Here is a 21,162-nt window from a genome sequence, read left to right as displayed (position 1 = left end):
AAACTATAAGTCATTATATAATATTATATAATGAATAGGCTTTCTTTGTATAGTCAATTTCCGTATATTTCCCATTAATTTTAAAAATTACTTGTTAACGTGACCAACCCTAAAAGGATGCAACTCCGTATTCGTAATCCCTGACTTTGTTAAAGGATCATTTTCAAAAAGAACCTTGGCTTCCTCCGCCGACTCAGCATTGTATACGATCAGCCCCATCGCCCCGTCTGTACACGCACCAGAAAAAGTGATTTTTCCTTCAGAAAACAGCTTATTTATGTATTCAAAATGCTGTCCCATGATGGCCTGCTCATCTGATGTCATCGTTACTACCCAATTTTCACGCTTCGGCCTTGCCGTTCCGATAAATTCCATCTTAATCACTCCAAATTAAAAAATAAACGTTAGTCCTTATCCTCAGACTAACGTTTATTTTATATACAAGTTATTCATGATATTCACTTCACCCGAGGTACAGTGTTCTTTTTCTTAATAAATTCCGAGAGCAGGGCGTCGCCCGCAAATCCTTGCTGCAGGAGGCTTTGAAGCAACATTTGACTGTGATTTTTGGTTGTTCTTCGCAATTGTCCTTGAAGCAACACACTAATATGCTCCTCAAAAAGCTGCAGACAGCTAATCTTCGTTTGTAAGAAAACAGGATCGTTGTCCGACTTCGTAATTACGACCTGCACAATGATATCCCGATCTTCGTCGTTGATTTTTTTAAAATAATCGTAAAGGGTGAGGTCTCTTGTGTAGGCCTCAAGCAGCCAGGTTGAGTGCTCGTCTTCTTTATTAATAATCAGTCCATGATCCAACGGGACATCGATACTTTTTTCATCCTCCATTACCGCCAATGAAACCAACTTAAAAGTTTTCATCTCATTCCCCCTCGGTTTATTAATGATTACTAAGATTATAACATAAGACAACCTGAAAGCCCTATTTTCGAAAATAGGCCAAGTCATTTTGTCGAAAAATATTGGCCGAAAGATGAAAAATCAAGAAATATTGTCGAAAATGGGTGCGGAAACTTCATTTTGTGTTAAGGGAAAATCGATTTTTCAATGTGGTTGTATGCTCGAAAACAAGATTTTCGCTTTTTTACAAGCCTGCTCTCGGGGGATATGATAGAGCCATCAAGCTGAAAGGAGCAATAGGAATGATCAATCAAGTGACCATTGTCGGAAGATTGACACGTGATCCCGAAGCCAAAGTGACGTCAGAAGGGATCCCCTTCGCCCATGTAACCTTGGCCGTCAACCGCCAATACCGAAATCAAAACGGTGAACAGGAAGCGGATTTTATCTCTTGCACGCTTTGGCGCAAAGCCGCTCAAAACACAGCACAATACTGCCGAAAGGGGTCCGTTGTCGGAATTACCGGGAGAATCCAAACCCGCCATTATGACACGCAGGAAGGCAAACGGATATACATCACCGAAGTGATCGCCGATACCGTTCGCTTTTTGAGCAGCAAACCGCACATCGAAACGAAGAAACAAAAAATCGAGGAGGAATTGCCATTTTGAGTCATGACGAAGAAGTCTCCCACTTGCTTGAAAGCCTAATCCGAATGGTCGGCAGAGCCAATCAAACCGTCGACAGCCTCCAAAAACGTGTCTCCCAGCTAGAATGGCTAATCCGCGAACTCCAATTTGAAGCAAACCGTCAAAACCTCTTTGAAGCAACCCGCCAAAATTCCTAATACATTCCTCATTTCCTCTAGAAAAAATCAATCCTCTCCTCGAACACAAACCTTCATTTATGATCCGGCGCCGCCACGCGTCGGAATTTTTTTGCAATTATGTATAAAAATCCATCTTAAGGATATACTTTTAACAAAACCCCCTGTTTTTTTAAATGAGGCCGCTGAACCCGATTCAGCGGTCTCTTTGTTTTATCTGGAGATACGGATATCTGGTCAAAAGTTACGGATATATAGTGGGAGTTTACGGTTATAATCGAAGAACTTACGGATATATCGCTCGTTAAAGAAAAAATCGACGGAACATTTATATCCCTTTAATTCGTTCGCCGCTCTCACAGATTGTTCATAACTCCATTAAGAATTCGCCTTGATTCTACGTTATAATTTCTCCGTAGCGAATCAAGAAAGGTGACTGACCCAATGAACGAATTCCAAAAAAGGGCCTCCATCCTGGAGAAACGTGCAACCTATCAGGGATTATTTTACATTTCCCTCCTTGCAGCCATCCTGCTGCATGTCTTTTTCAAAATGGACCCACGTCTGTTCCTGGAAGGAACCTTTGTTGTCGTCTGCATTTTTATGGGAATCGGCTTCCGCCACTTTAGCATTTTCATCCACTTAATCGGCACCGGCGTCCTATCATTCTTAAGCGGTTACATCGGCATGATGGCCTTTCAAGGTATGGGCCTGATCTTCTACCTATTTCACTGGGGCGTATATTTTTTACTAACCCTCATGATTAAACTATTAATCGAACGCTACCAAACCGAACAAGAGGACACATTATCACTCGTCATCACACTATCAAAAACACTCGACGCCCGAGATGCATACACCGCTTCACATTCCGAAAACGTCGCACACTATGCGGCCCTGATCGCAGAAAAAATGCGTCTATCACCAAGGACATGCCATAACATCTACATCGGCGCGCTCCTCCATGATATCGGAAAAATCGGCATACCCGAAAACATCCTAAACAAACCGTCACAACTAACCGAAGCTGAATTCGAACGCATCAAAGAGCACCCCCAAAGGGGCTACGAAATGGTCAATCACATCACCAAATTCAAAAAAAACGGCCTCCTCGACATCATCCGTTATCATCACGAACGTTACGATGGAAGCGGCTATCCTTTTGGGTTAAAGGAACGCAGTATCCCGCTCGCCGCCAGGATTGTCTCAGTAGCAGACTCCTTCGACGCAATGACTTCCAAGCGCGTCTATCGGAGCAGGCCTTTAACCACGGATTACGTCATCAATGAAATTAAGCAGAACAGCGGCACCCAATTCGATCCCGACGCCGCCAAGGCACTGATCGCCCTGATCGAAGAAGAGAAAATTCAATTCAATACAAGCCACCTTTGGCTTGCGAAATAGGATCGCTACTATAAAATACATAGCTTGCGAAATAAAAGAGGGGACGGATTCATCCGTCCCCTTAGGTACTTTTTAAAAAGCAATTTCGTATTCAAAGTTGAATAGTTTGGTTTTCATGAAAAATTCGCTAGGCTTTTCGGCATCATGCTGAGTAGTTAGTTCACAAAATAGCTTTTTATATTCAACAATAGACAGTTCTCCAGAGATATAAGACTTTTGAAGAAAATCAAGTAATTCATTCGCGTGTGACGGTGTATAGTTTTTCGCTTCAGTAAAACGTTGTACCAAATTCTCAATTAACATTATTAAACCACCTTTTCACTAAAAGAATTGAATTCGCTTACATAGAGTATAACATATGAACATTCTGTGAACATATTATTAGAAAATTCAAACTTGCGACAGCATTCGCCGTAATATCACAACTGACGCTGCGCTCACCATATTCTGTATAGCCCAAAAATCACTTGACTACTAAAAGGAATTGCCATACACTAAAAATGTTAATTGAGAAAGATTCTCATTAACGTAGTGAAAAAGTAATCTATTAAAATATATGAATGTCGAATTGCTGTGGAGGGGAGAAGATGAACAATATGGAGATCGGATTATTTGGAAATCCAAACACAGGAAAAACCTCCCTTTTTAACATGTTAACAGGCTCATACGAGTATGTAGGGAACTGGAGCGGTGTCACGGTTGAGAAAAAGGTAGGAGCAATGAGAAAACATAAGGAAGATTTACTGATCGACCTGCCCGGAATCTACACGCTCAATCCGCTATCGAAAGACGAAGCAGTGGCAACAGAATACCTATTAAACGGTTCCTTTCAAGCAATCTTGAATATTGTTGATGCCTCGCAAATGCTCAGAAACCTTCAGCTTACCATTCAGTTGCTAGAATTTGGCGCTCCAGTGGTTATCGGCTTAAATATGATGGATGTCGCACGCTCACAGGGAATACATATTAATCATGAGACGCTATCCAAGCGTCTGGGAGTACCTGTTCAAGAGATTGTCGCAAGAACAGGGAAAGGGTGCCAGGAGTTAGGCGACTTCTTGGCTCACCCGAAACTAAAGCCATCCGCCATCACGATTGATTACGGCCCAGAGGTCGAAGCAGCCATTCAAGAGATGAGCAAATTGCTACCGAAGGAAAATAACATTAACCCCCGCTGGCTAGCCATTCAATTATTGGAAGGCAACTTCGTCGTTAAAAATAAAGTAGGCAATCATGAACAAATTGAAAAAATCATCAATAGAACAGAATCCATTATTCAAGAAAAATCGCTACGCCAATATATTTTTAAGCAGCGGCAGGCATTGATCCAATCGATTCTTGATGAATGTATCACCATAAAAGACAAACATCATAAAACACTGACCGAATTCATCGACCCAATCGTAACAAATCGATATTTAGGCCTGCTTATTTTTCTAGGGTTTATGTTCTTGATTTTTAAATTAACCTTTGACTGGCTAGGAACGCCAATATCGGATTTACTGGACAAATTTTTCTCAGGACCCTTGACAGACTGGACTGAAAAAGGGCTAACGCTTGTCGGTGCCTCGACCTTCATCAAGGATGTCGTTGTTCAAGGAATCATCGGCGGCGTCGGCGGAGTACTGGTTTTCGTGCCGCAAATCTTTATCTTGTTTTTCTTCATCTCCTTGCTGGAAGACTCAGGCTATATGTCTAGAATCGCGATGGTTATGGACCGAATCATGGAACTTGTCGGCCTAAACGGGAAGGCGTTCATCCCATTGATTATCGGCTTTGGCTGTAACGTTCCAGCGATCATGAGCGCACGCACCATTGAACAGCCAAAAGAAAGACTCTTGACGATTCTTTTAACACCATTAATGTCCTGCTCAGCACGTCTGACCGTTTACAGCTTGTTCGTGGCCGCATTTTTTAAAAGCCACCAAGCACTGATCGTCTTGTCCTTTTACGTGCTTGGCGTTGTAGTAGCAATCATTTTAGCAAAAATCTTTTCCTTCTTTATTAAAAGTGAAGGTTCCCTCTTTGTCGTTGAATTACCGCCATACCGTGTACCACAGTTCCGAACCTTAATGAGAAGTACATGGGACAAGGGAAAGGGCTTTGTGAGAAAGGCGGGTACGTTTATCCTTGGCGGAACGATCATGATTTGGCTCTTGTCTAACCTTGGACCAGGCGGATTCAATGTATCAGCGGACCATAGCTTTTTGTCGATTGTATGCCGCTGGATTGCGCCAATTTTTATACCGCTAGGCTTTGGTACATGGCAGGCCGCTGCAAGTCTAATTACCGGCTTTTTGGCAAAAGAAATCGTCGTGTCATCTATGAATGTGATTTACTTTGTCCCAAATGGCGGAAGCTTGCAACAAGTGATCTCACACGTTTTTACACCACTATCTGCCTACAGCTTCATGGCCTTTATTTTATTGTACGTACCATGTCTTGCTACAGTGGCAACCATCCAAAAAGAAACCAGTTGGCGGAAATGGATGTATTTTTCAATTGGGTACGGCTTGGTTGTTGCGTATATCGTTTCTTTCGTTATCTACCAAGGCGGACAACTGCTTGGAATTGGAGGTTGAGGGATCGTGATTTTTAATGTCACCATTGGCGTGTTAATATTCGGCTATGCAGGTTGGGCTTTGTACCGCTCGATCAAAAAGAGCCGCCAGGGAAAATGTGCGGCCTGTGAACTGTCTAAAGTGTGCAAGACCAATTGTACGACAATGGAGCCTCGGGAGCCGAAATGATCCAGGCAGTCGTTTTGTTCATATTGGCGGGCCTAGCAGAAATCGGCGGCGGCTACCTCATTTGGCAGTGCCTGCGTGAAAGTTACCCGTGGTATTGGGGTGTTGCAGGCGGCGTTATTTTAGCCATATACGGTGTGATGGCCACATTCCAAACCTTTCCCTCCTTCGGCAGGGTATATGCCGCATACGGCGGTGTGTTCATCATCCTATCCTTGCTCTGGGGCTGGGGGATTGATCGGAAGTCCCCTGATCTATACGATTGGATCGGTGCCGCCATTTGTTTGGTTGGTGCTGCCATTATCTTATTTGCACCACGCCACTAATTTCGAAGCCAGTCTGGATGACTGGCTTTTCGTTTCCTGAAAATGGCAAAACGTGCAAAGCTCCCCGAAAAAGGTGCAAGGCTCACTCGAAAACGTGCAAGCCACCGCAAAAAACGTGTAACGCGCCCCAAAAACGTGCATCGCACCAAACCAAGTTCAGTCGTTCCAGTAGGCCTAATTGTTCAAACGCACCGCCCGCCGACTGGTTTTCGTTTCCTGAAAATGGCAAAATGTGCAAAGCTCTCCGAAAAAGGTGCAAGGCTCACTCGAAAACGTGCAAGCCGCCGCGAAAAACGTGTAACGTACCCCCAAAAACGTGCATCGCACCAAACCAAGTTCAGCAGTCTCGGTCCTGGAACTGGCTATTACTCTGTAAATTGAAAATCGCCCATAACCACCTCACAACCAATTCATCAAGCGAACTCTCATTTTTCCCGAACGATATTTGCGGAAACCCAGCCTGCGACCCGCCCGTTCGCTGTTTGTACCTTTAACCACTTAATGCCTTTTGAATCCACTTGCTCCTCATTTAAAAACCGCACGAACTCACCACGAGCAATGGTATATAGACGCCTCGCCGACAGTGTGGGGGCCTCGCGAATATTGCCGCCATCTTTATATTGCCGATTCAAAACGAATTCCTTCTGCGCAGGCGCCGCACTAATCTTCACAGGTTCCGCACGATCATAACCACTCGGCTTTTCTTGTGCCAGCCAATCTTCTGTTTTTTTCCAATCATGTGCATACCATTCACCAGGATTGTTCACGACCGCAGCCGTAACCAAGACAGCTAATGCAGTGCCGGCATAAAAGGACCATTTCCTTCTGTATCGTTTCTTTTTGGCAAAAAGTTGAATCATTTTGTTGAAAAATCTCTCGCACCAGCCCAAAAGTCCTTCAATGGCATCAATCCAGCGGGGGATGTCCCCATTTTCCTCTTCTCTACGACTCCGTAACAGAGAGCTGATCAACCACATAATTGGATAAGTAAATAAGTACAGAAGCTTCCTCAAAAGAAGGCACAATAAGCGAATAAAGACAGGAGCAATTTTTAAAAGCACTTGAAGAACCACAAAGAGAACAACAAATAGACGGAGCCATTCAGGCAAAAATGAAAGAGGGACCCAGAGCCAGAAAAGTTGATCGAAGATAGATTCCACTATGGCTATTCTCCTTTATTTAAATAAGTAGGGCGCTTTTCAATTTGAACTGGGAGATAAGGAAAAAGTCGCTTCAATTTGGCTAATCGTTGTTCGGCCTCGGCCCAGGTCAATCGAGTGATCGTTGATCAAATTCAGCAACTGTTTGTTAACCTCGTGTTTGAAAGTCTGATTCTGGTTGAACTCGGATTCTACTAATCTCTTAGCCATTTCATTCTTTTCGCCAAGCTTTCCAGCCGTAATAAAGTCTCCATCTTCCAAGGCCTCTTTAATCGTGGCGGAAATCCGGCGTGCTTCCTCCAAGTCCAGCGCCTCTTGATAGGAGGACAACTCCGCATGACGGTCCAAATCGGCAATCGCCTCATCATGGCGCTGGTCCCGAAAGCCCTGCCTAACCAAGACACGCACAGCCCTTACGGCAATGCCGGCATCGCGCAGCACCCTGACTAAAGCCGATGTTTGAAAAAATTCCTCAATATGCCGCGCAAATCGCAGTTCTTCTTCAATCGGAAAAAATCTAGCTTCCGCCTCCACCCACATGGGCAGATTGTTGTTAACAACGGTTCCAAATTCACCTGCATTTTGCTGAACCAGCAGTTCCGGCCGATCGACTGCAATATCGATATACAAATGAACCGAAAACCGTCTCCCTCTGGTAGCGGAAGGCACCTCTTCTTTGTATTCGATGGTATGCTGCTGCATATTGACGGTATAAATGCGTTTATATTTTCCAATCCGAAGCTCACTTCGTGACAAACGATCGCCATTTTTAACCGCAACGTATTGATTGTTATGATTCACATAAACAAAGGCTTGTTTCATCGACGACGCCGGCTGCTTCTCCAGGAAACTAAATTTTACATCCTTTACCTCTTCAATAAATTGCATCGCTTTTTCCCCCTAGTAGCTTGTACTTTTCTCCATTCTATGCAGCCACCCAGAATAAAATGATTTTATGGGGGATTTGCGGATAAATGGGTCATTCGTGCGGAAAAAAAGTGTGAACTTACGGATAAATGAAGAGTTGCGGATAGATGACTGAAAAGTGCGGATAAAAGGGGATAGTTTACGGAAAAAGGGTGTGAATTTACGGATAAATGAAGAGTTGCGGATAGATGACTGAAAAGTGCGGATAAAAGGGGATAGTTTACGGAAAAAAGGTGTGAATTTACGGATAAATGAAGAGTTGCGGATAGATGACTGAAAAGTGCGGATAAAAGGGGATAGTTTACGGAAAAAAGGTGTGAATTTACGGATAAATGAAGAGTTGCGGATAGATGACTGGAAAGTACAGATAAAAGGGGATAGTTTACGGATAAAAAGCGGTTCCTGTGTCCGAAAACACCTGATCTTCGGACACAAACACCAGAATTACAACTTTTCCCCAATGTCAATGTTACTCCCACCAGCAAACTGAGTGAATTTTTTCGTAATAAAAAGGCCAAGCAGAATAACCACTGTCGTCCATATACTTGCCTCGGCGCCAAAGCTGCCGCCCGTCCAAATATTATCGGCACCTTTGATGTGAAAAAAACCATTTCCAGCATTTCCGCTGACATTGAACCCCAGAATGCTCCCCTGAATGAAATTCCAAGTCAGATGATAACCCGCTGACATCCATAGTGATTTGGTCTGAATAAACATGTAGGCAAACAATAAACCAATCATGAATACGTTGATAATTCCTAGTGGATGGACATGGGGATTCGGAATATGTACCGCCCCAAAAACTAAACAAGAAACGAGATAAATTAGGGGAAAGGATTTCGTCTGCTTTAAGGCCGAAATCACATAGCCGCGAAAAAAAAGTTCCTCATTAGCAGCGACAAAAATAAAACTAATAAAATAGATTCCAAGATCAGTTAAATGAACCTTTGCCGGGGTTAACGTGATCTGCTTCGTTGCCATCATGATCAAAGTCACGAAAACAATTGAAGCCGCCCCTAAAAACAGGCCGAGCAAGAGGTTTTTCCCCTGTGAGTGAAGGGATGTGACCCCAACATCGCTCCATTTCTTCTTTTCTTTTTTCAAAAAGATCATGACGGTCAAAGTGACGCCAAGAAGCTGCGCCAGCATCAGGAGCAAGCTGGGAATAGGGCGGTCCATTGAGACATCTACGGAAACTTCATTCGTACCGAACTTAGCAAACATAAAAATGATGACCGGAAGCATAAAGATTCCCGCAAGAATGTTCATAAGCCCAAACGCCAGAATGATTTTCCAACCGCTCCTGACCTGGCCATCTGCATTTTTAAACCACTTTTTCATGAAAAATCTCCCATCTATTGTTGGTTTCTTTTATACTATATAGGACAATAATTGAAAATTACAACAATAATTCCAATATTAACCTATTATTTTAATGGAAAATTAAGGTTTTCTTCATATTAACTTTAGGTTCATCGTGCACAATACTAATAGGGAGTAAAAATATTTGGAGGAAAATTTTTGAAATGAAAACAAATGTAAGGAAGTATCTTCCTGCTATAGGAATGATCTTAATCGCTATCGTATTAATTGGATACTCATATTTCACTAAGTCCGCAGCACATCACCCAGGACCGCCGCCACAAGAGGAAGAGGGCGGAGGAATCTTTAAATTACTAGGAAACGTTTCGATCCTCTTTGGGGGCCTAAGTTTTTCGTGGTTTCTATTAAAGAAAAAATTAAAAAGTCCATTGAAACTAGTTAAAATAGCTGCCAAAAAATCATATAGCTTTCATACCACTTTTGGATTTATTGGCTTAATTCTTGTTATCATTCATGGTGGCTACTATCTCATCACTGACTTTTCCAACCGCAATACCTTCACCGGGATTGCCGCATTCTTGATTTTAGCCTGTCTTGCGGCATATGGTTATATTTTTAAACGTTCGAAAAATAAAGTACTCAAAAAGGTTCATTACTATTTAAGCTATGTATGGATTGTAGCGATCCTGATTCATGGCGGGGGATTTGTCATTGCCACAGCCGCAGGGTTGTTGTTCGTCTATTTCCTCACTTCCTATTTCGAAAGAAAACCAATACTTGGGGTAAAACGAACTCCTCAATGATGCACCGCAAATGCGGTGTTTTTTTTGTGACTAATAAAAAGCTGCATCAATAGCAGCTTCTCATTAGTCACAAGCAAATCCACAAGAGCAGCGATTTTTCCCAAACAAAATGTGATAGGATGCAGGGAACTCTTGATTGACTCTTTGAACTTCATAGGCAAATTCCTTGCTATCCCTTGGTACCTTTGATAGGGCATCCGCTTTTTCTTGGGAATCAATATGAGCTCCGGGCGGCACAAATCGATTTGGTGCGATCCGAACCCCATTTGTGATTACCGCATTATTAGAAATGAATGAGCCTTTCCCGACAATGGCATTATAAACAATTGCATCGAAGCCAACAAACGTCTTGTCTCCAATAAAACAAGGACCGTGGACAAGTGCCTTATGAGCAATCGTCACTTCGTTTCCAAGATAAATGGAATAGCTTTTATCTCCAAACGAAACTCTTCTGTTTAACAAACCATGTAAAATGACTCCATCCTGGAGATTGGTATTTGTACCAATATAAAAAGGGGTACCTTCATCAGCACGTATGCTTACGTTTGGGGCTACATAAACATTATTTCGAATGATAACATCACCTATTACACTAGAAAACTGGCTTATAAATGACGTTTTATCAATTTTTGGATAGTGCTGAACGGGATTAAATGAAGTAACAGGGTTAGGGCTAATAAATGGTTCAAAACAGCAGTCATGCTTAGATTCTTTTTTTCCTCCCACCATTACATCTCCTTTACAATCTAATGTCGCAGGAATATATTATGCAAAAAGATGGCATGTGGAATGAACAATTTTTCCAAAAAACCTCGGTGCAAAATAAATAAACCACCCGAAAGAAACGGGTGGTAATTGATTTTATGTATATCTAGTTGTGAAGGTAGAAAACAACCATCATTGATGTCAGTCTGTACCATGAAGTTGATATTTCCAAAAATTCTTCTATGCTATGTTCTTTGGTTGAATAAACAGAAGTAGTTCTTATGACTTAAACCGTTACATGGAGTGAATGAGATTTTGGGAATCGGTATAAGTATTTGGTGAAACTTTGGAATCTAGGATCTCTTGCTGTATTGAAATGCTTTCTACACTTTTATAATAAAAGCACTTAAAGGAGTTTTCAAGACAATAAGTTGTACAAAATGTGAATTTTTGATAAAATCCGACACTGTTTTTAAACCTTTTGTCGAAAATTGTAGAAGCGCTAAACGATCTGTTTCTTTGCTAATTAGGCAATCGGGCCGTGCCTGGCACCAGTACTTACTTATTTTATTAAAGAAACCGCTAACATCCGTAAACGGCCTTGACTTATGGGGGGAACATTATCAAAATGTTTTTAGGTAGTGCTTTACAGCAAATATCGACAAATTTTTCATAACGTCGATTTCTCATTTTATTATTTATGCCAACCGGTGGGGTAAGTTTAGGCAATGGAGGATTGGTTCAAAATCGGCGTTGGCGGCAATCTACTTGCACCAGCAGCAACCGGAGACTTTGAATAAGTCACTGAAATTGCCAAACAATATATAAAAATTAGTCATGAAAGAAGCGGAGACAATCATGAAAGTACTAACTTTTGGTGAAATGATGTTGCGGTTGAAACCATTAGCGAATGAACGAATCTTACAAACACAAACATTTGAGGCAGCTTATGGAGGAGCCGAAGCCAATGTAGCCGTATCCTTAGCACTGCTAGGAAATGAAGTGGCTTATTTATCGAAATTTCCTGATAACCTCTTGGGTCAAAGTGCGGTAGGCACATTGCGAAAATACGGTGTTGATACGAGTAAGATTTTGACTGGACCTGGGCGTCTGGGTATCTATTTTTTCGAAAAAGGGGCCAGTGTTCGTTCTACCAATGTTGTCTATGATCGGGCATACAGCGCTTTTTCACAAGCGAAGGCTACTGAATTTAACTGGGAAGAGATCTTTAAAGATGTGGATTATTTCTATTTTTCAGGGATCACTCCCGCTATTTCTGATGAATTGCAACAGGCCATTTTAACAGCTTGTCAATATTGTGAGGCACATGAGATTCCAGTCGTTTGTGATTTGAACTATCGGGGCAAAATGTGGACACCAGAACAAGCCCAAACCGCTATGAGTAAGATCATGGAGTATGTCACCGTTTGTATCGCTCATGATGAAGATTTTGAAGCGGCGTTGGGGATCAAAGCCTTTGATGGGGATGATTCCAATGGAATTGAACAAAAGGAATCTTTCAAAGTGGCGATGAAAAAAGTCCAAGAGCGTTATCCAAACTGTAAGATGGTTGCCAGCATTCTACGCAACATCTATTCAGTAGAAAACAGTGAATGGACCGCCTTATTATTAACGGACGGTACTTTTTACGAAACCTCCACTTACAAGATGCATGTGATGGAAGGTGTAGCCGCTGGGGATGCTTTTGGTGCAGGGTTGATGCACGGATTATTACATAACTACACACCTACTGAACTCGTACAGTTTGGTTTGGCAGCCAGTGTCCTAAAACTGACAATCTCCGGAGATCTAAACTTAGTGTCAGAAGCGGAGATCAGAAATTTGATGAAAAGCAGTAACGGTGCGCGAGTGGCTAGATAAATGCTTTATGATTAACTCTTAACAGATTTCGGGAAGCGTGGTTTGGAGCCAGCTTCCCTTTTGTTGTTTACAGAATTACCAATTTCCATTAGTAGGTAAAAGGAACATAACTCCTCGAAAATGGTTCATACCAGGTCCAAAATGGTTTATAAACACGCTAGAATGGTTCATAGTCTCGGAAAAATAGCTCATCGTCTCCGATCGGACCCAAAACTCTATTAAAAGAACCAATGATTCGCCGACTTGATCGGCTCTTATATTCCACAAATTGGAAAAAGTATATCTTTCCATGAAAAACGTGCATACTGCTAACAAAAACGTGCAAACATCCACTAAATTCGTGTAACCCATCCTCAAAATCGGTCAAAGACGATAGGATCAGGCACATCAATTGGAAGAGGCACTCGTTGTTTTACAAATCTGGTCTTCGGAGTTATAAAAGGGAATTGTAAAATAGTCTCGAATTAAATTAAGCAATAATTTTTTTACCCACTATTAGTTCGATATGAAAGGAGTCTTTTAAATGAGTATACCAGTCAAATTGAATAATATTATCGAGGAAATGGATATACCGTTTGAAGGGTCATTTTCATTTCTAAATAGGAAAACGGGTGAATTCGTTTTTTTGACATCTGAGGACTTGGATGCGGCTGAAGATGAAGAACCAATTGATGATTTGCCTGAATGGCAACAAGAAAATAGGATGGCAGCTTTGGCTGTGGTCGAAAACGAAGAAGATTATATAGAATTACCTACTAAATTTGATTTGAATGAATATGAGATCATGGAAAGTTTTTGCCTGACGGTAAGTGATCAACGAAAACAGGAATCTTTATTTAAGGCAATAAAGGGAAAAGGGGCCTTTAGAAGATTTAAGGACAAAGTTATCGATTTTGGAATCGAAAAGCAATGGTATTCATACCGAAATGAGTGGTTTAAGGAAATTGCGATAGAGTGGTGCCTGGAAAATAAAATAGACTATGTTGAATAGAACTAAGGTGATTGCTTAAACAAATGGCAACTACCTTTTCTTATTTTCGGTACAGAGCTTGACTTCTACGCAGGGAATTTCTACTAAACCACACCACAAATGCAATGTTTTTAGTCGTTAACTCTTTTAATTTGAACTAATACATCTGCTATTTTTTCAAGAGTGTCGGAAGACTCCTTTGTACGAGTATGCCCACGCTTCGGACATACCCACGATCATTTTTTAAGTTAGTCTAAAAGTGGACACAGACCAATGAGATTTATTTTAAAATACAATCATCATGAGTACGATGAAGGATAAAATCAGGTTAGGAAATAAGGGAAATGTCCTTCATGAATACGGTGATTTGCTTTCCTTTGCACGAGTATGCCCACGCTTCGGACATACCTGCGATCATTTTGCTTTCCTTTGTCCGAATTTGCTCAGGCTTCGGACATGCATGTGGTCATTTTGCCATTCTTTGTCCGAAGATAACCTGACTTCGGACACTAACAGGGTAATTTTACCTTCTTGTGGCCGAAGCTCATTTCCCAACAACCAGCAAAAAAAAGCTGCACATTGCTGGCAGCTTTTTTAGCGATCGGGAGCTCAGTTTTGGGTAACAATTTGTTTCAAAGCTTCCTTAATCGGTGTAGCCGGACGGCCAAGAAGTTTTTCAAAATCATTGCTCTCAACTGCTAGTGTGTTTTCACGAATGCTCTTTTGGATGTCGACCACCAACGGAATAAGGAAATCTGGTACGCCGACGCCTTTCATAATGTCCGCATATGTTGCATCATCAACCTGCTGGACAGCTACCTCTTTACCAATCACTTCGCCAAGGGCGGCAGCAATTTCTTCCTGTTTCAATAGCCGACCGGAAAGCTCGTAAACGGAATTTTCGTGACCGTCACCAGTTAGGACCGCTGCGGCAGCTTCTGCATAATCTTGCTGAGGCGCCCAGCCAACTTTGCCGTCTTCTGCGGATGTCACCCAAGGAGCTCCAGCCTGGACACCTTGAATGCTTGGAATTTCATTTTCCAAGTACCAGTTATTGCGCAAGAAGGAATATGGAATACCTGTATTCACAATCGCTGCTTCCGTTGCCTTATGAGTAGGGGCGAATAGGTTTTGGCTCTCGGTTGCATTCACGAGGCTGGTATACGCAATGAATTTCACACTAGCCCGCTGTGCGGCTGCAACTGCGTTGGCATGCTGGCGAATTCTTGTCTCATTGTCCCCATCTGCAGAGATAATCAACAAACGATCAATTCCTGAAAAAGCTGAATCCAATGTTTCCGGCAGGTCAAAATCACCATGGCGAACTTCTACACCACGTGCACGTAAAGCTTCTGCCTTCTCTGGATTACGAACACTGACAGCAAGCTCGCTTGCTGGTACAGTTTTTAATAATGTTTCAACCACTTTACTTCCTAATTTACCTGTTGCTCCCGTTACTAATATTTTCATTGAAAAATCCCTCCATTAGGATGAGTTGTAATTAATTTGATTACATGTAATTATATTAGTTACAATTAGTGCTGTTGTCAATCATTTTTTGATGTATAATTAGACCATTATTATGACAAGAAAGGTGATTCATTATGTCCATCAGCAGTCGATTTGCTGTAGGCGTTCATATTTTATCTCTTATTGAAATGAATAAAGACGGGGTGAGCTCTTCGGAGTTCTTAGCGGGAAGTGTCAATACCAATCCTGCCTTAATCAGAAAAATCATCGGAATGCTGAAAAAAGCCGGTTTAGTGGAAGTACATCCAGGTATTGCTGGAACGAAGCTCGCCAGGGAACTATCGGACATTACCTTGCTGGACGTCTATAAAGCGGTGGATGTCGTCCAGGACAATGAATTGTTTAGTGTCCACGAAAATCCAAATCCACAATGCCCAGTAGGCAGGAACATTCAAGAGACAATCATTCCAATCTTGTCCACTGCCCAAATAGCATTAGAAAAAGTGCTCGGAAATGTAACGATTGAAGATATTGTGAAGGGTATACAAGAAAAGGAAAAATGTAAGGGGCCTGTTTGATCCGGAGTTGGTTGTAAAATTTAATTTCGCTGCCATTCCAGATATGGGATTAATGACTGGCATATATTGGTGCGAATTGTGTCATTATCCCGATCATACTTGTCATCATCGCCTTTTTTCAAAATACAAAGCAAAAGGATGTAAATTTAGACCTCTAGAATTAGCCATTTCATCTTAGGAGAAAGTATACAAAAAGAGGTGTATGTATGAAGTTTCTTGTCATTGGTGCCATTATAGTGGGTTCTATTGTGTTTTCATTATTACCCATTTTATCAGCATCCTATTTCCAGCCAACATTAAAAGACAGCGTTAAATTTAACGTATATTTTCTTCCTCTTTCTTTTGTGGGAAACATTATACTATCGTGGGGTTTCATTCAAGGCAGTAAAATTTTTGGCAATACGGTCATGCTTGGCGGCATTCAAATCGGGGTCTATGCAGTACTTGTTACCATTTTATCGATTTTAGTTTTACAGCAGAAGATTTCGATGTATTCCGTTATTGGTCTACTTCTTATTGCAATAGGGACTGTCTTTTTAAATAAATGACGATCGGAGGAAAGGAGATAACACCATAACCGTTAGTTTCCATTAAATGGTAAAGGGAACGTAACTCCTCAAAAATGGTTCATAACGATATCAAAATGGTTCATAAACCCTCTAGAATGGCTCATAACCTTGCAAAAATGGTTCATAACCCTCAGCCAGGCCTAAAACTCCTTTCAGGATTCTGTTCGCCCGAGTGGCTAATTAATTCCACTAAATGGCAAAACATGCAAACCCCGCCCAAAAACGTGCAAAACTCCACCAAAACCGTGCAACCCAATCCAAAAAACATGCAACCATCCTCAAAAACCTGCAAAGACCCCAGAAGGCTGGGCCGAGGCCAAAGTGTTTGCTTTCCATAAGATGGCAGAACAGTGCAACCCATCCCCAAAAAAGGCGGCCGTTCCGATGTGCCGCCTTAGCGCCTGGGATAATTTTTTTAACTTATGATTATGTTCGGGAATATTTGGGAAACTACCTATATGTTAGAAATAACATGGGGGGTTAATATGGTTACTTTTCTTTACTTCTTTATTATGATGCTGATTTTTGGGTTGATCTTTGTCATTGATCTGATCATCCTTCATTCAACTATAATGGGTGAATTTTTTCATTTATATAAAACCTCTGTGGCGTCGGGAAAATGGATGATTATGCTCATGTGGCTGAGTGGTCTAGTGATGAGTATAGTGGCGGATATTCGTCTGAAAAAGAATAGGTCTGTGAGTGGTTCCTAATGACGAGTCAGCCAAAAGAAAATCTATCTTTATGGCAATTATTCGTGTTGATCCTTAATTTTGAGTTGGGCAGTGCCATTATTGTCGGATTGGGAAACGAAGCGAAACAGGATGCATGGGTAGCCATCTTGATTGCAACCATTTATGGAATCTTGCTTGTATGGGGATATACTTTTCTTCTTGAAAAAGGATCTGGGAAGAACCTTTTTGAAATCATGGAAATGGCCATTGGAAAAATCTTTTCATCCGTCATTACGATATGCTATGTGATTTATTTTTTTTATATCACATCCCGTGTGCTTCGGGATTTTGGAGAATTGATGACGTCAGCCATATTACCGAAAACACCATTAGAAGTGATTTCTCTGACCTTTATGCTTCTGATTACTTATATGATTTATTTGGGATTGGAGAATTTGGGCCGATTAACCGAACTTTTTACACCTTATATCCTATTATTTATTGGAATCACTTGCTTTCTTCTTATTGTGGGAGGAGAATTTACATTCAAAAACTTGCAAATTCCTTTCCAAGATGGAGCGGCACCGATCGTAAAAGCCATATTCCCCACTTTAATGGGTTTTCCGTTTGGAGAAATGGTTGTGTTTACAGTGGTGATCGCTTACACAAGCAAACAGAAATATGCCGGGAAAGTAGGGATGATCGCCGTTGGCATATCCGGGTTTATTTTAACCATTGCGACCCTTTTGCAAATTGGATCGCTTGGGGTTGACCAGAGAGTAAGGTCTAATTTTCCGCTTTTAAGTGCGATCAGGAATGTCTCCATTGCCACGTTTATTGAAAGGTTAGAAGCGATTGTGGTTTTTCTATTGATGCTGGGCATTATTGTGAAAGTAGGTCTCTTTTTCTTTACGGGTCTTAAAGGGATAGAACATGTATTTCGTATTCCCTATCGTCCCCTCGTTTTTCCGATGGGTATGCTTGTTGCGGTTTTTTCGATTGCCATTTCTGAAAATTTCGCGGAACACATCGAAGAAGGAGTAAAGTTTGTTCCATTGTATTTGCATTTACCGTTTCAAATTGGATTTCCTGCCCTCACTCTCATTCTTCTTTTATGGAAACAAAGAAAGGGGGGTACTAATGCGCATTTCTAAAAAATTATTTTCACCGAAAAAGAAATTCACTCATCCTGATCAAACAACGAATCCAGAAATTGTTCCAGATGGGGAGAGTAAAAATATTTCGAGAATCTTAGAACAGAACCGAACAGAGTTGGAGTGTATTTTCGGTAATACGGTGGACCTAAAATTGATCTCCATTCATATTGGCCGTCAGGAAGGCCTCATTTGTTACTTAAATAGCATGTCAGATGCAAAAAACATTACAGAAAAAATCATGAATCCGTTAGGAAATTCGTCGATTCATGATCACCAAATTATAAATAAGCAGGCATTGGAGGATTTTGGAAAGGATGTTTTTCGGGGACTTGTCTATTCATTTTCCGACACCTTCCATCAAGTTGCCTACGATCTATTAACAGGGTATGCTGTTTTGATTGTGGAAGGAATTGCTGGAGCACTGGCGATTCAAATTGAAGGGCTGGAAAATAGGTCAATCAGCGAGTCAACGACTCAAACCATTATCAGAGGACCGAAGGATTCGTTTAATGAATCCTTAAGTACCAATATCAGTTTGGTCCGTAGAAGGATTAAAAGTCCTTCCTTACGGTTTGAAGGGTATACGATTGGAAAGGATTCGCAAACATCCATAGCCATAGCCTACATGGAAGGGGTGACAAATAAAAAAATACTGGATGAGGTACGAAAAAGAATTGCTCGTATCGAAATCAGTGTGATTTTAGATTCCGGCAATATCGAAGAATTGATTGCGGACAAGACATATACTCCTTTTCCTCTCATTTACAATACGGAACGGCCAGACACGATTGCTGCACATGTGACATCTGGAAAAATTGCTATTTTTGTCGATGGAAGTCCATTTGTTCTTTCTGTGCCAGTTGTTTTAACCAACTTTTTTGCCGTATCAGAAGACTATTACGAACCCTTTTTTATGAGTACCTTTATCCGCTGGATCCGATATATATCGTTTTTAATGGCTCTTCTGTTACCAGCCATATTTGTGTCGCTTATTACCTATCATTTTGAATTAATTCCGACCCCTTTGATTGTCAGCATTGCCTCACAAAGGGAACTCGTTCCCTTTCCCGCCATTGTGGAACTGCTGATGATGGATTTAACCTTTGAAATTTTGCGGGAAGCGGGGACAAGAATGCCAAGGGCGGTTGGGCAAACAGTATCCATTGTCGGTGCGCTTGTCATTGGGCAGGCAGCAGTTGAAGCGGGAATTATTTCGAATATGATGGTGATTGTGGTCGACGATCACCGCGATTGCGAGCTTCGTTTCTCCGATTTATAGCTTTGGTAATTCAACAAGATTATTACGCTTTTTCCTTACTTTATTAGGAGGAGTATTTGGACTATACGGCGTATTCCTGGGGTTATGTGCCATTTTTACACATCTTGTTAGTTTACGATCTTTTGGTGTGCCTTATCTAGCGCCAATGGCTCCCTTTATTCTTGAAGATCAGAAAGATGTGCTCATTCGCCTTCCACTATTTGATATGAAGAGGCGGCCTAAATTTTTGAATCCGGAAATCACCGGTTGCCCAACCCGATATCGTCAATCCATCCCCTTCAAATAAAGGGGGAAAGACATGAGAAAGAGTCTTTTACTTCTATGTTGTTTTGTTTTTCTTTTTTCATTGTGCGGATGCTGGGACTATAAAGAATTGAACCAGGTTGCCATTATTACAGGAATGGCCATCGATAAAGGAGAAAAAAGAAGGTACCGATTGACAGTTGAAAAATTGGATTCCATGGAATTAAGTCCACAGCAGTCATCAGGAAATACACCGACTGTGGTCCATAGTTTGGAAGGTGATTCCATTCCAGAGATTGCGCAACGAATGAATGTGGGTTTGTCCAAAAAAATGATCTTCTCCCATATGAGAACTGCGGTGATCAGTGACAAAGTCGCCAAAAAAGGGATCATGCAATTTTTTGATTATCTGGAGCGATATCGAGAAATAAGGGAAGATTTCAATGTGGTCATTGCGAAAGATGTTCCGGCTTCTGACATACTAAAAGTATCCTATCCGATTCAAAAAGCTTCTACACTTAAATTGCACATGCAATTAGGAAATGCCTACGATGAATGGGGCTCCGATCCAGATGTACGAAAAAAGGATATCATCGCTTCATGGACATCCGAAGGTCGCCAGCCGGTGGTGGCACTTGTCACCATTAGGGGAAACCCTAAAAAGGGAAACAGTGTAGATAATATGAAACTATTGGCACCTGCTGCAATCGTAGAACTGGTCGGTATGGGTGTATTTAAGAATGAAAAATTAATTGGTAATCTTTCGGTCTATGATACAAGAAATTATCTATGGACGCAAAACAAAATAAAAGTGACAGAGCTTTCGATTCCTTGTGAAAAAAACAAATCGGTCAGTGTTCGTGTTTTTCGATCCAATACAAAAGTGAAAGCAAGAGTCCAACGTCAAATACCCCATTTTTCGATCCACATTGATACGGAAGCGCAGCTGACCGGATCACAGTGTGCAGAGGATATGGACAAAACAAAGACGTATGATGAATTAGAGAAAGTAACGCAAAAATACATCGAAAACATAGTGGCCTCGACCATCAAAAAAGTCCAAACAACCTATAAGTCAGATATATTTGGCTTCGGTGACGAAATGAAACATGGCGATTACCAGTACTACAAAAAGGTAAGAGGCCATTGGGACCAGGAATTTTCAAGAGCAACCATTGATGTGAAGGCATCGGTCACACTCCGTCGATCAGGAATTCGCACCAAAAGCTTCTTATCGGAGATTAAATAACAAGAGACGTT

At 41.4% G+C, this 21,162-nt stretch carries 24 protein-coding genes; 16 read left to right on the top strand and 8 right to left on the bottom strand.

What is annotated here, in order from left to right:
- Nucleotides 1-87: 87 nt before the first annotated feature.
- Together RCG17_RS11895 and RCG17_RS11890 are read right to left on the bottom strand one after the other, a co-directional pair.
- Complete coding sequence (locus tag RCG17_RS11895; RefSeq protein WP_308175348.1) at nt 88-375, bottom strand: YciI family protein; 288 nt, start codon at nt 373-375, stop codon at nt 88-90.
- 83 nt (nt 376-458) lie between these two features.
- Nucleotides 459-881, bottom strand: a complete 423-nt coding sequence (locus tag RCG17_RS11890) for a YwpF family protein (RefSeq protein ID WP_308175347.1) — start codon at nt 879-881, stop codon at nt 459-461.
- A 281-nt stretch (nt 882-1,162) separates the two neighbouring features.
- Here RCG17_RS11890 and ssb point away from each other — a divergent pair, with 281 nt between their 5' ends.
- The 3 genes from ssb to RCG17_RS11875 all read left to right on the top strand — a co-directional run bounded on the left by ssb (nt 1,163) and on the right by RCG17_RS11875 (nt 3,090).
- A complete protein-coding gene (ssb, locus tag RCG17_RS11885) occupies nt 1,163-1,531 on the top strand; it encodes a single-stranded DNA-binding protein (protein WP_308175346.1) in 369 nt (122 codons plus the stop codon).
- A complete protein-coding gene (locus RCG17_RS11880) occupies nt 1,528-1,707 on the top strand; it encodes a hypothetical protein (RefSeq protein WP_308175345.1) in 180 nt (59 codons plus the stop codon). Before ssb ends, RCG17_RS11880 begins: the two co-directional genes overlap by 4 nt.
- Nucleotides 1,708-2,130: 423 nt before the next feature.
- Complete coding sequence (locus RCG17_RS11875) at nt 2,131-3,090, top strand: HD-GYP domain-containing protein (RefSeq protein WP_308175344.1); 960 nt, start codon at nt 2,131-2,133, stop codon at nt 3,088-3,090.
- A 72-nt stretch (nt 3,091-3,162) separates the two neighbouring features.
- Here RCG17_RS11875 and yppF read toward each other — a convergent pair whose 3' ends face one another.
- Nucleotides 3,163-3,393: a YppF family protein gene (gene yppF, locus RCG17_RS11870; RefSeq protein WP_308175343.1), complete on the bottom strand. Its 231-nt coding sequence runs from the start codon at nt 3,391-3,393 to the stop codon at nt 3,163-3,165.
- 284 nt (nt 3,394-3,677) lie between these two features.
- Here yppF and feoB point away from each other — a divergent pair, with 284 nt between their 5' ends.
- From feoB to RCG17_RS11855, 3 genes are read left to right on the top strand one after another with little or no spacing between them, the layout of a single operon-like run.
- Nucleotides 3,678-5,672 (top strand): ferrous iron transport protein B, encoded by a 1,995-nt coding sequence (gene feoB / locus RCG17_RS11865; protein ID WP_308175342.1) that lies wholly within the window; start codon nt 3,678-3,680, stop codon nt 5,670-5,672.
- A 6-nt stretch (nt 5,673-5,678) separates the two neighbouring features.
- Complete coding sequence (locus tag RCG17_RS11860; protein WP_308175341.1) at nt 5,679-5,840, top strand: FeoB-associated Cys-rich membrane protein; 162 nt, start codon at nt 5,679-5,681, stop codon at nt 5,838-5,840.
- The gene (locus tag RCG17_RS11855; protein WP_308175340.1) at nt 5,837-6,163 is read left to right on the top strand and encodes a YnfA family protein; all 327 of its coding nucleotides are present in this window, start codon (nt 5,837-5,839) and stop codon (nt 6,161-6,163) included. Before RCG17_RS11860 ends, RCG17_RS11855 begins: the two co-directional genes overlap by 4 nt.
- Before the next feature lie 425 nt (nt 6,164-6,588).
- On the opposite strand, the gene RCG17_RS11850 is transcribed toward RCG17_RS11855, so the two are convergent.
- From RCG17_RS11850 to RCG17_RS11840, 3 genes are all read right to left on the bottom strand, one after another.
- Nucleotides 6,589-7,323 (bottom strand): SH3 domain-containing protein, encoded by a 735-nt coding sequence (locus tag RCG17_RS11850; protein WP_308175339.1) that lies wholly within the window; start codon nt 7,321-7,323, stop codon nt 6,589-6,591.
- 39 nt (nt 7,324-7,362) lie between these two features.
- Nucleotides 7,363-8,211: a hypothetical protein gene (locus RCG17_RS11845; RefSeq protein WP_308175338.1), complete on the bottom strand. Its 849-nt coding sequence runs from the start codon at nt 8,209-8,211 to the stop codon at nt 7,363-7,365.
- A gap of 483 nt (nt 8,212-8,694) precedes the next feature.
- Nucleotides 8,695-9,591: a CPBP family intramembrane glutamic endopeptidase gene (locus RCG17_RS11840; protein WP_308175337.1), complete on the bottom strand. Its 897-nt coding sequence runs from the start codon at nt 9,589-9,591 to the stop codon at nt 8,695-8,697.
- A gap of 185 nt (nt 9,592-9,776) precedes the next feature.
- Between RCG17_RS11840 and RCG17_RS11835 the strand changes: the two genes are divergently transcribed.
- The gene (locus tag RCG17_RS11835) at nt 9,777-10,376 is read left to right on the top strand and encodes a hypothetical protein (protein ID WP_308175336.1); all 600 of its coding nucleotides are present in this window, start codon (nt 9,777-9,779) and stop codon (nt 10,374-10,376) included.
- A 63-nt stretch (nt 10,377-10,439) separates the two neighbouring features.
- Here RCG17_RS11835 and RCG17_RS11830 read toward each other — a convergent pair whose 3' ends face one another.
- On the bottom strand, nt 10,440-11,105 hold the full coding sequence (locus RCG17_RS11830) for an LbetaH domain-containing protein (protein WP_308175335.1): 666 nt from the start codon (nt 11,103-11,105) through the stop codon (nt 10,440-10,442).
- An 834-nt stretch (nt 11,106-11,939) separates the two neighbouring features.
- Here RCG17_RS11830 and RCG17_RS11825 point away from each other — a divergent pair.
- Together RCG17_RS11825 and RCG17_RS11820 are read left to right on the top strand one after the other, a co-directional pair.
- A complete protein-coding gene (locus tag RCG17_RS11825) occupies nt 11,940-12,962 on the top strand; it encodes a sugar kinase (RefSeq protein ID WP_308175334.1) in 1,023 nt (340 codons plus the stop codon).
- A gap of 523 nt (nt 12,963-13,485) precedes the next feature.
- Nucleotides 13,486-13,953 (top strand): UPF0158 family protein, encoded by a 468-nt coding sequence (locus RCG17_RS11820; RefSeq protein ID WP_308175333.1) that lies wholly within the window; start codon nt 13,486-13,488, stop codon nt 13,951-13,953.
- Between the two features lie 588 nt (nt 13,954-14,541).
- Here RCG17_RS11820 and RCG17_RS11815 read toward each other — a convergent pair.
- On the bottom strand, nt 14,542-15,402 hold the full coding sequence (locus RCG17_RS11815; protein WP_308175332.1) for an SDR family oxidoreductase: 861 nt from the start codon (nt 15,400-15,402) through the stop codon (nt 14,542-14,544).
- Between the two features lie 134 nt (nt 15,403-15,536).
- Here RCG17_RS11815 and RCG17_RS11810 point away from each other — a divergent pair, with 134 nt between their 5' ends.
- From RCG17_RS11810 to RCG17_RS11785, 7 genes are all read left to right on the top strand, one after another.
- Nucleotides 15,537-15,980, top strand: coding sequence for an Rrf2 family transcriptional regulator (locus tag RCG17_RS11810; protein WP_308175331.1), 444 nt, complete (start codon nt 15,537-15,539; stop codon nt 15,978-15,980).
- A 206-nt stretch (nt 15,981-16,186) separates the two neighbouring features.
- Nucleotides 16,187-16,528, top strand: coding sequence for a hypothetical protein (locus tag RCG17_RS11805; protein ID WP_308175330.1), 342 nt, complete (start codon nt 16,187-16,189; stop codon nt 16,526-16,528).
- A 506-nt stretch (nt 16,529-17,034) separates the two neighbouring features.
- Nucleotides 17,035-17,262, top strand: coding sequence for a hypothetical protein (locus RCG17_RS11800; protein ID WP_308175329.1), 228 nt, complete (start codon nt 17,035-17,037; stop codon nt 17,260-17,262).
- Nucleotides 17,262-18,377, top strand: a complete 1,116-nt coding sequence (locus tag RCG17_RS11795; RefSeq protein ID WP_308175328.1) for a GerAB/ArcD/ProY family transporter — start codon at nt 17,262-17,264, stop codon at nt 18,375-18,377. Before RCG17_RS11800 ends, RCG17_RS11795 begins: the two co-directional genes overlap by 1 nt.
- The gene (locus RCG17_RS11790) at nt 18,364-19,659 is read left to right on the top strand and encodes a spore germination protein (protein ID WP_308175327.1); all 1,296 of its coding nucleotides are present in this window, start codon (nt 18,364-18,366) and stop codon (nt 19,657-19,659) included. Before RCG17_RS11795 ends, RCG17_RS11790 begins: the two co-directional genes overlap by 14 nt.
- The gene (locus tag RCG17_RS28335; RefSeq protein WP_374120921.1) at nt 19,610-19,945 is read left to right on the top strand and encodes a spore germination protein; all 336 of its coding nucleotides are present in this window, start codon (nt 19,610-19,612) and stop codon (nt 19,943-19,945) included. The genes RCG17_RS11790 and RCG17_RS28335 overlap by 50 nt, the downstream gene beginning before the upstream one ends.
- A gap of 12 nt (nt 19,946-19,957) precedes the next feature.
- The gene (locus tag RCG17_RS11785; protein WP_308175326.1) at nt 19,958-21,151 is read left to right on the top strand and encodes a Ger(x)C family spore germination protein; all 1,194 of its coding nucleotides are present in this window, start codon (nt 19,958-19,960) and stop codon (nt 21,149-21,151) included.
- The last annotated feature ends 11 nt before the right edge of the window (nt 21,152-21,162 follow it).

The organism is Neobacillus sp. PS3-12 (assembly GCF_030915385.1).
In the GTDB taxonomy this organism is placed as follows: Bacteria; Bacillota; Bacilli; order Bacillales; family Cytobacillaceae; genus JAEVLT01.
The sequence above is the reverse complement of the archived record's forward strand: the minus strand, read 5'-3'. Positions and strand labels throughout refer to the sequence as shown.

Bases quoted from the DNA above. Each gene is read 5' to 3' on its own strand.
- RCG17_RS11800 (WP_308175329.1), top strand. From the start codon at position 17,035: ATGGTTACTTTTCTTTACTTCTTTATTATGATGCTGATTTTTGGGTTG.
- RCG17_RS11790 (WP_308175327.1), top strand. From the start codon at position 18,364: ATGCGCATTTCTAAAAAATTATTTTCACCGAAAAAGAAATTCACTCAT.
- RCG17_RS11825 (WP_308175334.1), top strand. From the start codon at position 11,940: ATGAAAGTACTAACTTTTGGTGAAATGATGTTGCGGTTGAAACCATTA.
- feoB (WP_308175342.1), top strand. From the start codon at position 3,678: ATGAACAATATGGAGATCGGATTATTTGGAAATCCAAACACAGGAAAA.
- RCG17_RS11890 (WP_308175347.1), bottom strand. From the start codon at position 881: ATGAAAACTTTTAAGTTGGTTTCATTGGCGGTAATGGAGGATGAAAAA.
- RCG17_RS11835 (WP_308175336.1), top strand. From the start codon at position 9,777: ATGAAAACAAATGTAAGGAAGTATCTTCCTGCTATAGGAATGATCTTA.
- ssb (WP_308175346.1), top strand. From the start codon at position 1,163: ATGATCAATCAAGTGACCATTGTCGGAAGATTGACACGTGATCCCGAA.
- RCG17_RS11810 (WP_308175331.1), top strand. From the start codon at position 15,537: ATGTCCATCAGCAGTCGATTTGCTGTAGGCGTTCATATTTTATCTCTT.
- yppF (WP_308175343.1), bottom strand. From the start codon at position 3,393: ATGTTAATTGAGAATTTGGTACAACGTTTTACTGAAGCGAAAAACTAT.
- RCG17_RS11785 (WP_308175326.1), top strand. From the start codon at position 19,958: ATGAGAAAGAGTCTTTTACTTCTATGTTGTTTTGTTTTTCTTTTTTCA.
- RCG17_RS11875 (WP_308175344.1), top strand. From the start codon at position 2,131: ATGAACGAATTCCAAAAAAGGGCCTCCATCCTGGAGAAACGTGCAACC.
- RCG17_RS11805 (WP_308175330.1), top strand. From the start codon at position 16,187: ATGAAGTTTCTTGTCATTGGTGCCATTATAGTGGGTTCTATTGTGTTT.
- RCG17_RS11830 (WP_308175335.1), bottom strand. From the start codon at position 11,105: ATGGTGGGAGGAAAAAAAGAATCTAAGCATGACTGCTGTTTTGAACCA.
- RCG17_RS11845 (WP_308175338.1), bottom strand. From the start codon at position 8,211: ATGCAATTTATTGAAGAGGTAAAGGATGTAAAATTTAGTTTCCTGGAG.
- RCG17_RS11820 (WP_308175333.1), top strand. From the start codon at position 13,486: ATGAGTATACCAGTCAAATTGAATAATATTATCGAGGAAATGGATATA.
- RCG17_RS11855 (WP_308175340.1), top strand. From the start codon at position 5,837: ATGATCCAGGCAGTCGTTTTGTTCATATTGGCGGGCCTAGCAGAAATC.
- RCG17_RS11840 (WP_308175337.1), bottom strand. From the start codon at position 9,591: ATGAAAAAGTGGTTTAAAAATGCAGATGGCCAGGTCAGGAGCGGTTGG.
- RCG17_RS11895 (WP_308175348.1), bottom strand. From the start codon at position 375: ATGGAATTTATCGGAACGGCAAGGCCGAAGCGTGAAAATTGGGTAGTA.
- RCG17_RS11815 (WP_308175332.1), bottom strand. From the start codon at position 15,402: ATGAAAATATTAGTAACGGGAGCAACAGGTAAATTAGGAAGTAAAGTG.
- RCG17_RS11795 (WP_308175328.1), top strand. From the start codon at position 17,262: ATGACGAGTCAGCCAAAAGAAAATCTATCTTTATGGCAATTATTCGTG.